Below are 10,460 nucleotides of genomic sequence, written 5' to 3'. Positions count from 1 at the left end.
GCAAGACGCCCGCAAAATTTACCCGCCCGCAGTAAATATTTGGCATGCGGGCGGATTTTACGCGCAAACGCCGCACGTTTTGTTTTAAATTTAGCGCGGCGCCAAATCGTTAAATTTAGCTGCTGCCAAGCTCCTTTTCGATCTGCTCGCCGATAAAATCCGCGCTCTGCAGAGAGAAAAAGTGATCCCCCGCCAGCGGATAAAATTTGCTATTTTTGACGAGCGAGTGGATCAACTCGCCGCTTTTTAGACTAGTGGCGCGATCGTCCTTGCCCCAAAAGATGAGCGCATTTTGCGGGCTTAGCGCGGAAAAAATATCGCGGAAGTCCTCATTTACGACGTTTTTTAGCGTCTCATACATCGTCTTACTCATACCTGCGGCATCCTTGCTCGCAAACGCGCGCCAAAGCCCCGCCAGTCCAAGTCTTTTTAAAATTTTAAAAATCGCGATTTTGGCGCGCACGGCAAAGGGCTTGGGTTCGATGATACCGGCGCTGCTTAGCAGTATGAGGTTTTGCGGGCGCAAAAGCGTTGCGATCTTGCCGCCGAAGCTGTGCCCCATGATCGCTGCAGGCTGCCTGCCCAAAGCTGCGATAAAGGCGCGCATAATCTCCGCGTAATCCTCGCTGCCAAGGGCGCGCGCGGGCTGCGAGCTTGCGCCGAATCCCGGCAGATCGACGCACACTAACGCGTAACGGCGGAATTTGTCCGCAAAAACTCTAGACATAAGCGCCTTGTTTGCGCCCCAGCCGTGCAGAATCAGGATGTATTGCTCACGCTGCAAGTTTGAAATTTCGTAGCTGATTTTGTAGCTATCGCCGCCGCAGACGAGCTCCTTACTCGCCACCGCCGCTCCTTTTGGCGTAAACGGCCTTGAGTAGCTCGACTGCTTTTTCGAGCCGCTCAAACTCGCTCATACTGATCATTACGGCTTCAAATTTGTTATTTTTGACGATCAGGGCTTTTTTGATCTCTTGATTTTTGATCTTGTTTAAAACGGTGCTGAAGTTGCGCACGATCTCGGTAGCGGTGTAAATTTCGTCTTGATTTATCATAACTCGACCTTTTGAAGTAAAATTTTACGCAAAATTTAGCGTAAAATTTTAAACGATTGGCTACTTATTAGCGGTGATTTTGGTGATCAGCTCGTAGCTTACAGGGATCTGTCTCATCGGCGGCAGCGACGAAGCAAGAGCTGCTAAGATCTCGGGGAAATCGTCAAATAGGTAGTTTGCAAGGCTGCCAGGATTTGGATTTATCTCGTTTAGATAAATTTCGCCCTCTTTTTCAAAAAAATCGCAGCGAATGAGCGCGCCATCGAATGATCCTGCGTTATAAAGCCGCGTAAAGGCATCTTTCATCTTGCCCTCTAGCAAAGCGCCAGGACGAGCGGGCTCGATCGCGCCACTACGCGAAAAATCCAAATATTTACGATCGAAATTTAAATAGCCCTCTTTTTTTGGCTCTTCGATGTTCGAAAATACGATTTTGCCGTCTATTTTAGCGCCTGCGAGATTGAATTCCTTTACGTTTTCCCAGTACGGCTCTACGATCGCGCTGTCGTCCAGCTCAAAAGCCTGATCCAGCGCGTAGCTAAACTCGCTTTCGTTCTTGGCTATAGAAATTCCGATGCTAGAGCCCAAATGAGCGGGCTTAACGATGATCGGAAAATTAAAATTAGGCAGGCTGGTACGATTTACGATCTCATACGGCAGAGTTTTTACATTTGCGATTACAGCTAGGTGCTTGGTTAAAATTTTATTATAGCTTAGCACGCTAGCTTCGATGCGAGGTCCGATATAAGGGATGCCAAAAAACTCAAATAGCGCTGCCATTTTGCCATCCTCGCCGTCGCAGCCATGGATTAGATTGATATATGTGCCGACTTCTAGCATGCTTTTGCTAAACATTCCACTCTCAAAAAATCCGCCCGCACCGATACTAAGCTCTTTTGCTTTAGCATAGCCGCCCTGCTTAAAATATGCCGCGCGCATATTTTTATCCTCGATGCGGTAAAATTTACGATTTTTATCGCAAAATACAAACTCCAAGTCCCAGCCTTTTAGGGCATTTTTAACGGCAATTGCCGAGATGATACTTACTTCGTGCTCATAGCTTTGAGCTCCAAAAACTAAGCCAAATTTCATTGTTTTCCTTCAAATTTTATTTTCTACGCTAATTTTTTTAACGCCTCTTTGACAAGATCTGACGTATTCGTGCTGCTGCATCCCGCTAAAATTTGATTGATCTTATCGCGCTTAAATCCAAGGCTTTGTAGCGCGGATGCCGCTTCATTTTTATAAGTCTCGCTAGGACCGAATTCCATTAGCTTCGCATCGCCTAGTTCGGCAATGATCCGTCTAGCGGTCTTTGGGCCGATGCCCGGAACTGAAGTTAGCGTCGCAGCATCCCCCGTAGCTACGCAACGCGCGAAATCCTGCGGAGCGAGCGTCGAACAAACCGCCATCGCCGTGCTTGCACCTACACCGCTAAGCTTGATTAGAGTTTCAAACATCCTTTTTTCACTCTCGTCTAAAAACCCATACAGCAAATCGGCATCCTCGCGCAGAATTTGCACGCACGCAAGCTCGGTCAGCCTGCCCTGCGTGAGCTTCGCGGAGGTATTTAATGACAATGAAAGGGCGTAGCTCACGCCGCTAGCGCATTTAATGACGCAAGCAGTGGGCTCCTTGCGCGTTATAATCCCTTCGATCGCCGCTATCATCTAAGAGCCTTTAAAATTTCATTTATACTCTCATTAAGCGCTAAATTTAGAGCATTATAAATGCTTTGCGAGCTAGGATCAGGCACGAAAACGCGCTTAGTGACGATGCCTGATTTTATGCTTTCTAAAGAATTTAAAATTTCATATCCCATCGTGACGGTTGCCTGATCGTTATTAATCTGAAGCGCTACGATACTGGTTTTTAGGCGCAAATCCCGCTCTTTTGGCACGAAGATCGGATTTAGCGAGCAGGTGGAAAATGCCGCATCAAGTAGCGCCTTATATACCATTTCGCTAGGCATAGTGATAAATTTGGCGTCGCTTGCGAACCGCGTTCGGTTTCTAAAATCCACTATTAAAATATCCCGTCTATCGACGAGATCGGTCGCCGTGATGGTGTCGATAAAGATATTTTTGCGCGCGCCGCTAGGATTTACGCAGCGCTTTTGATCATAACGCAGCTCGTAGTAGGTGTATGGCTTAGCCTGCTTGGCTAAGCAGCCGCCTAAAAATATCGCCGCCAGCGTCGCAGCAAGCGTAAACTTTATAAAATTTTTCATCTTTATTCCTTTTTATCGTCGCGATCCGCGCCTTTAGAAGTGTCTTTGAAAAAGAAATCGTAAGGATTGTCCTCTAGCCTAAACATCGCGCCTTGGAATTCTCTAAGCGATTTTTTTAGCTCGCGAAGAGTGTTTTTTGCCTCCTCAAGCGTAGGATCCAAGATCGCTTTTAGATTGTACTCGCCGCGATCGATACGCTTAGTGATGATGCCTGCGGTTTTATCCAGTGAATTCGATAGATTGGCAGCACTCACGGCAAAGGCGTTTAGATTATCTAGTAGCGCGTCTAGCTCCTTCTCGCGCTCGTTTAAATTTGCTATGAGAGTATTTACGTTAGCAAGCAGTGCGTCTAGGCTTTGGAATTTTTTCTCATCGCTTAACTCGGCGCTAAATTTATCCATCGAAGATAGAATTCTATCCACTTTATCGGTATTTTGCTTAGACAACAGCCCATTAATCTTAAAGATCATCTCACTCACGCTATCGGTGATGACTTCAGCTTTAGAGCCGATTTTATCAAGAAGCGTTTTATCCAGCGCAATTATCGGCTTTTTATCATTCGGCGGGAAAAGTTTGCCACTTCCTTTCGTGATATTTATAAACGCGATTCCGCTGATGCCTTGAGATTCTACCTTAGCGACGCTATCTTGCGAGATCGGCAGTTTGCTTTTTACCGAAATTTCAATCTCAATAATCGCATTTTCGATATCGGCAAAGTCGATACTTTTGATGATGCCCGCATTTACGCCGATAAATTTAACCTCGGAATTCTCCTTAATGCCTACGGGAAGCTCTTTTGTGTGAATATAGTAGGAGCGGTAGCTCTCGCCGCGGTCGGTCTTAGTAAGCATCCACCACATAAACGCCGTAAGAGCCGCGACGCAGATCATAACAAATGCGCCTACTATCGTGTATGAAGTTCTATTTTCCAATCTTTTCTCCTAATTTCAGAGCGTAAAATTTAAGCCCTGCGATATGCCTTAAAATAGCCATTTGGGCTTAAATTTCAAAACTTAGCCTTTTCTCAAATAGCCGCAAAATTCGCAGAATCATCTGAGTTTAAATTTTAAAGCTTAGCGTGCATTTTGAAATTTCAAAATATCGCCGCGCCGTATTTTAGCGTAAAATTCTACCGCCCCGGTTTAATTTAGCGCTGCTTGCTCGTTTAAATTTTAAAATTTAAATGCGCTATCCAATAAATGCGCCTAAATACGACCCGCCTAAATTTTAAAATTTCGATTGAGCCGCTAAGGTCTAAATTTTAAAATTTAAGCCCTGCGGAGCCCGGAATTCCTCGCTAGGTTTAAAATTTAAAATTCTTCCGCTGCTATTTTAAAATTTCAGCTCCTACCTATCTAAATTTTACCCGCCGCAAGCTGTATTTCGGCTCGGTAAATTTCAAAGCCTAATCTCTTTGCCGCATCTTAAATAGCTCTTCAAGCGGGTTATTCTTTAGGCTTGAAATTTCCTCGATGCTTCCTTCAAAGGCGATTTTTTGATTATCCACGATCAAAAACCGATCCAAAATGTCAAAGATACTATCCACATCGTGCGTCACCATCACGACCGTAACGCCGAGGCTGTCTCTAAGCTCGCAAACAAGCCTATCAAGGGCTCTGGCGCTGAGCGGATCAAGCCCCGAGTTTGGCTCGTCCAAAAATAAAATTTCAGGGCTAAGTGCTAGCGCGCGAGCCAGCGCCACGCGCTTTTTCATACCGCCGCTAAGCTCGTTTGGCCTAAGCGCGGCGGCCTCCTTCTTAAGCCCCACCTTTTGGATCCAAAACATCGATAGCTCATCTATCTCGCGCTCGCTAAATTTAGAGTATTCGCGCAATAACACGCCTACGTTTTCGAGCACGCTCATCGAGCTGTAAAGCGCGCCGAACTGAAACATCACGCCGCATTTTAGGCGGATCTCGTTTTGCCCTGCTTCGCTTGCGCGCCAAATATCGCGCCCGAAAATTTTAATCTCGCCGCTTTGCGGGCGCTTTAAAAATATGAGCGTTTTCATCAGCGTCGTTTTGCCGCTGCCGCTGCCGCCTAAAAAGCCGTAAATTTCGCCCCTTTTGACGCTAAAGCTCACGCTATCGTGCATAACGCGCGATCCGTACGCGGTAGTAACATCGCGCGCGACTATGATTTTGGAGGTTTCGCTGGATTGCACTTGCTCGCTCATAGTCCGATTTCCGAAAACAAAACCGCAAATACCGCGTCGATCGCGATAACCCAAAATATCGCGTTTACGACGCTAATGGTGGTGTATTCGCCGATGCTTTGAGTATTTCCTTTTACTTCAAAACCCCGCATGCAACCGATGATAGCGATAAACGCTCCGAAAAATGGCGCTTTAATCATACCCACTAAAAAATGCCTAAGCTCTACAGAAGCCTTAAATCTATCCAAATAATCGCTAAAGGCTATGTCTAAATACGCGTCACACACTATCATCTGAGCAAAAATACTTACCGAATCTGCGATAAAAATGACTAGCGGCATGATTAGTACCATCGCGATAATGCGCGGCATCGCAAGAAAATAAAACGGATCAAAGCCCATCGTCCTCATCGCATCGATCTCTTCGGTGATCTTCATCACGCCGATCTGCGCCGTAAAGCTCGAAGCCGAGCGACCCGCGATAACGATAGCAGCTAATAGAGGCGCTACCTCACGAAGCGTCAAAGCTCCCATTATATCGATGATGTAGATGCTGGCACCAAATTTAGAAAGCATATCCGAGCCTATGTAAGCAAGCACGATACCGATCAAAAATGCCGTCAATGAGACGATGAAAAGCGCGTCTATGCCGCTATCTTTGATGAAATTTACGGTTTCTTTGAAGCGGAATTTCATCGGATGAATTATAAAAGCTGCGAGTTTGGAGAAAAACTCGCCCAAAAAGCTTGCAAGGCTTAGCAAGCCTAAAATTCCAAGATGGCAATAAAGTCCGATCTGCGCTAAAAAATTTAGCCTGCGAGATTCGGGTACGTAGCTAAAATCGATCGTTTTATCATCCATAAAGCTTAGAATTTTGGCAGCTTTGCTGCTATCCTCCACAAGGCTAACCCGCTTGCCGGCAAGGGCGTTTTTGATCATCAGCGCCATGAAATAGTCTAAATTTGAAATTTCGCTTAAGCTTAGCTCCAGCTCGTTTAAATTTTTTACCGCTTTTTTTAGCGCAAGTAGCTGGGAGCGCGAGCTTTTATAGTTCCACTGCCCGCGTAGCGATAAGGTGTTTTTCCCGCCCGAGCTTTCGAGCGAAAAGGCTAAATTCCGCAAAAATTTCTCTCCAAAATCAAAAAATAGGGGAAATTATAATATAATCAACCTTGGCATTTTATAAAATTTAATGGAGATTTATGCTCAGAGGCTTTTTTACAAATAGCGCAGGCACGCTGGTTTCGCGAGTTTTGGGTTTCGTGCGCGACCTGCTTACCGCATCGGTTTTGGGCGCGGGGATTTACAGCGATCTGTTTTTCGTAGCGTTTAAACTACCCAATCTTTTCCGCAGACTATTCGGCGAGGGAGCCTTTACGCAGGCGTTTTTGCCTAGCTTTACCGCCGCGCGCAAAAAAGGAATTTTTGCCGCAGCGGTGCTTATTAAATTTAGCGTTTTCATCGCGCTTTTAACGGCGCTCGTGCTGCTTGCCGCGCCCGTTTTTACTAAAGTTTTGGCATACGGATTTAGCGCCGAGCAGATCGGTCTTGCGGTGCCGTACGTGCGGATAAATTTTTTCTACCTTACATTTATCTTCGTCGTTACGCTCTTTGCTTCGCTGCTTCAGTACCGCGACCACTTCGCTACGACGGCGTTTTCGACCGCGCTTTTAAATTTAGCGATGATAGCGGCGCTTCTGCTGGCTCGCGGCAAAGACGGCGCCTCGGCGGTGCTCTATCTTAGCTTCGGCGTCGTAGCGGGCGGGCTTTTACAGCTTGCGGTGCACGTTTATGCGCTGAAGTTTACCGGCATGCTGCGCGTCTTAGCGGGCGGCTTTGCACGGCTTGCACGGGGCGATAAACCGCAGACGCAGGGCTTTTATAAAAATTTTTTCGCAGGCGTGCTCGGCGCATCGGCGCTTCAGCTAAGCTCGTTTATAGATACCTTTTTTGCGAGCTTCCTTGCTAGCGGCAGTATCAGCTATCTTTACTACGCCAACCGCATATTTCAGCTGCCGCTGGCGCTTTTTGCGATCGCGCTTAGCACGGCAATCTTTCCGCGAATGAGCAAATTCGTAAAAGCTCACGACGACGCGCAGGCTCTGGCGCTTGTCGAGCGCGGATTTTACTTCCTTTTGGCGCTGCTCGGGCTCTCTGCGATAGGCGGCGTGATGCTGCGAAACGAGATCACGCAGCTGCTATTTGAGCGCGGAGAATTTACCCGTCAAAATTCCATCGAATGCGCCGCGGTTCTCGGCGCGTATATGGTAGGGCTCGTGCCGTTTGGGCTGTCTAGGATTTTTTCGCACTGGTTGTATGCAAATATGAAGCAGAAGCTAAGCGCGAAAATTTCGATCTGGTGCGTCTTTATAAACGTCGCTTTGTGCGCGCTGTTTTTTAAACCCTTCGGTGCGGTGGGACTTGCGTTTGCAAGCACGATAACGGGGGCGTTTCTGCTCGGCTTCAACCTCTATTTTTTTGGATTTAATAACTTTTTAGCTATAATCCGCGCAAAAAAAATTATTGCGATCGCGGCGCTTTGTGCGGGCGAAGCGGCGATTTTATACATTTTAAAAGGCTTGTATTATGGTAATTTATGATAGTTTAAGCAAAAAGAAGCTCCCGTTTAAGCCCATTAGCGAGGGGCTGGCGCGCATTTACGCCTGCGGTCCGACCGTCTATGACGACGCGCATCTTGGGCATGCAAAAAGCGCCGTAAGCTTTGATCTGCTGCGCCGCGTACTGCAAGCGGAGGGCTATGAGGTTAAATTTGCGCGAAATTTCACCGACATCGACGATAAAATTTTAAAAAAGATGGCGCAGAGCGGCAAAAGCCTCGAGGAGATCACGGAATTTTATACCCGCAGATATTTGCAGGATATGAGCGCGCTAAACGTCGCGGACGCGAGCATTTCGCCCAAGGCGACCGAAAATATCGCCGCGATCTGCGAGCTCATATCCTCGCTTCTTCAAAAAGGCTTTGCCTACGAGATCGCCGGTGACGGTATCTACTTCGACACGCGCAAGGACGGGGATTATCTAAGCCTTAGCGGTAAAAAAGAGGGTGCCGGCAAAAACATCGCCCGCGTCGCCTCAAACGATGCCAAGCACGACGAGAAGGACTTCGTGCTGTGGAAATTTGACGAGAATTGGTTTGATAGCCCGTTTGGCAAAGGGCGCCCGGGCTGGCACAGCGAGTGCGTCGCGATGATTTTGGCGCACCTTGATAGCGGCGATCCGCAATTTTGCATCGACATTCACGCAGGCGGCGCCGATCTGCTCTTCCCGCATCACGAAAACGAAGCCGCGCAGTGCCGCTGCGCCCGCCATAGAGCGCTAAGCAAATACTGGCTTCACAACGGCTTCGTGCAGGTGAATAACGAAAAGATGAGCAAGAGCCTCGGCAACTCCTTTTTTGTAGGAGACGCCCTAAAAATCGCACCAGGCGAGGCACTGAGATTTTATCTTTTAAGCTCGCATTACAGGGCAAATTTTAATTACTCGATAGCCGATCTGCTTGCGAGCAAAAAGAGGCTAGATAAAATTTACCGCCTTAAAAAGCGCGTCCGTGACGTTTTAGTTCCCGCTGCAGGGCAAAATTTCGCGTCCGAGCTGCCTGCTGCGGAGGTTAAATTTAGATCGGAGATGATGGAATTTTTAAGCGATGATCTCAACACCTCAGGCGCGCTTGCGGTGCTTGATAGCTTCGTAGCAAGCGCGAACGAAGCGCTCGATCGCGCACCAAAAGACAAGGCGCTAAAAGCCCGTATCGCTGCAAATTTGGAGTTTGCAAAGCAGACGCTCGGAATTTTATATGAGGATGAGACCGAATACTTTCGCTTCGGCGTGAGCGAGCAGCAAAGAGCGCAGATCGAGGAGCTGATAAAACAGCGCGCGCAGGCGAAAGCGGAAAAGGACTTTGCGCGCGCGGATGCCATCAGAGCGCGCCTTACGGATATGAAGATCGAAGTGATGGATACGCCTGGCGGCACCGTTTGGGAGGTCGCAGCGGAATAAAACGTAAAATTTATCGTAAAATTTTACGCTAAATTTTGTGATTTTTACGATACAAAGCGTAAATCCGAACGCCAATCCGCGCGAAAATTTCAGTGCGATTTTTATCTGAAGCATTGTGATACGGCGGCGTATTTTATTTAGTAATACGGTGCCGGAGCGATGCGTGACGTGACGCAGCGACAGAGGCGCAAGGCGGATAGCGATTTCATTCGTCGGCGCGGCTGATGCGGCAGCGCGATATAGCGCGGTACAGCGGCAACGCTACGGTCCGTCTGTGCGTAAATTTCAGTGCGATTTTTATCGGCAATTAGCGATGCAGAGTTGCGATGCAACATAGTGAAAGTAACACTGCGGCGCACCTGTGCGTAAATTTTAATGCGACTAGGTACAGTGGAATGCGCTGCCGCAACGTGCAAATTTTGGCGCGATTTTTATTCGGCGATATTGTACGCGGGTGCGCGCAGCGACGAAAGTCACGATTTCATTCGGTAACGCTGTTGATATAGTGGCTAATGCGCAAGGCAGGCCGCGATTTTATAGGTAGTGCGGTGGTGCGAAAGAGCAATGCAGCGCGGCGATGCGAAGCCGCGATACAACGCGGTGTAATTACGATACGGCGCTTTGTAGCGTTTTTATGGCGCCTCAAAGCATTTAACGCTTATAGCGTGCGAAAGTGTTTAGAAATCGCGATGAATAAAAACTCGCTCGCTTTTAAGGCGCTTTGCGCTTTAAAAATGGTAATGTAAAAACCGCTCTGCGATGCGCAAAAGCCATTTTAAAGCGCTTTACGCTTTAAAAGCGGCAAACAAAAAAGCTAAATCTCGGCGTCGTCCGCACGGTCGCCGCATGCGAGCGAGTTGATTTAGTGAGCTTGCGAAGCGCAAATTAGCCCCGCGCCGTCGCGCAAATTTTGTGCTGCCTCGCGGCCTAAATTCTAAAATTTAAAGAATTTTGGGATTGTAAATTCTAAAATTTCATAAATTTTGGGGTTTGGAAATTCTAAA

Annotated in this window: 10 protein-coding genes; 2 read left to right on the top strand and 8 right to left on the bottom strand. The window is 47.5% G+C overall.

What is annotated here, in order from left to right:
- Positions 1-115 precede the first annotated feature (115 nt).
- The 8 genes from Q0256_RS04740 to Q0256_RS04705 all read right to left on the bottom strand — a co-directional run bounded on the left by Q0256_RS04740 (position 116) and on the right by Q0256_RS04705 (position 6,561).
- Positions 116-847, bottom strand: a complete 732-nt coding sequence (locus Q0256_RS04740) for an alpha/beta hydrolase (RefSeq protein ID WP_297960550.1) — start codon at positions 845-847, stop codon at positions 116-118.
- Positions 837-1,055: a type II toxin-antitoxin system Phd/YefM family antitoxin gene (locus Q0256_RS04735; protein WP_177389042.1), complete on the bottom strand. Its 219-nt coding sequence runs from the start codon at positions 1,053-1,055 to the stop codon at positions 837-839. The genes Q0256_RS04740 and Q0256_RS04735 overlap by 11 nt, the downstream gene beginning before the upstream one ends.
- Positions 1,056-1,115: 60 nt before the next feature.
- The gene (locus tag Q0256_RS04730) at positions 1,116-2,147 is read right to left on the bottom strand and encodes a D-alanine--D-alanine ligase (protein WP_297960547.1); all 1,032 of its coding nucleotides are present in this window, start codon (positions 2,145-2,147) and stop codon (positions 1,116-1,118) included.
- Positions 2,148-2,170: 23 nt separating this feature from the next.
- Positions 2,171-2,725 carry a Holliday junction branch migration protein RuvA gene (gene ruvA / locus Q0256_RS04725; RefSeq protein ID WP_297880004.1) on the bottom strand — a complete coding sequence of 185 codons (555 nt, stop codon included), beginning with the start codon at positions 2,723-2,725 and terminating at the stop codon, positions 2,171-2,173.
- A complete protein-coding gene (locus Q0256_RS04720) occupies positions 2,722-3,285 on the bottom strand; it encodes a hypothetical protein (protein ID WP_005870378.1) in 564 nt (187 codons plus the stop codon). The genes ruvA and Q0256_RS04720 overlap by 4 nt, the downstream gene beginning before the upstream one ends.
- A gap of 2 nt (positions 3,286-3,287) precedes the next feature.
- Positions 3,288-4,217, bottom strand: a complete 930-nt coding sequence (locus Q0256_RS04715; protein WP_297960544.1) for an MlaD family protein — start codon at positions 4,215-4,217, stop codon at positions 3,288-3,290.
- Between the two features lie 473 nt (positions 4,218-4,690).
- Positions 4,691-5,461 carry an ABC transporter ATP-binding protein gene (locus tag Q0256_RS04710; protein ID WP_297960541.1) on the bottom strand — a complete coding sequence of 257 codons (771 nt, stop codon included), beginning with the start codon at positions 5,459-5,461 and terminating at the stop codon, positions 4,691-4,693.
- Positions 5,458-6,561, bottom strand: coding sequence for an ABC transporter permease (locus Q0256_RS04705; protein WP_297960538.1), 1,104 nt, complete (start codon positions 6,559-6,561; stop codon positions 5,458-5,460). Before Q0256_RS04705 ends, Q0256_RS04710 begins: the two co-directional genes overlap by 4 nt.
- 80 nt (positions 6,562-6,641) lie before the next feature.
- Between Q0256_RS04705 and murJ the strand changes: the two genes are divergently transcribed.
- Together murJ and cysS are read left to right on the top strand one after the other, a co-directional pair.
- The gene (gene murJ / locus Q0256_RS04700) at positions 6,642-8,039 is read left to right on the top strand and encodes a murein biosynthesis integral membrane protein MurJ (protein ID WP_297960535.1); all 1,398 of its coding nucleotides are present in this window, start codon (positions 6,642-6,644) and stop codon (positions 8,037-8,039) included.
- Positions 8,026-9,456, top strand: coding sequence for a cysteine--tRNA ligase (cysS, locus tag Q0256_RS04695; RefSeq protein ID WP_297960532.1), 1,431 nt, complete (start codon positions 8,026-8,028; stop codon positions 9,454-9,456). Before murJ ends, cysS begins: the two co-directional genes overlap by 14 nt.
- The last annotated feature ends 1,004 nt before the right edge of the window (positions 9,457-10,460 follow it).

It is taken from the genome of uncultured Campylobacter sp. (assembly GCF_937949835.1).
Lineage (GTDB): Bacteria > Campylobacterota > Campylobacteria > Campylobacterales > Campylobacteraceae > Campylobacter_B.
This window is presented reverse-complemented; position numbering and strand designations above follow the sequence as displayed.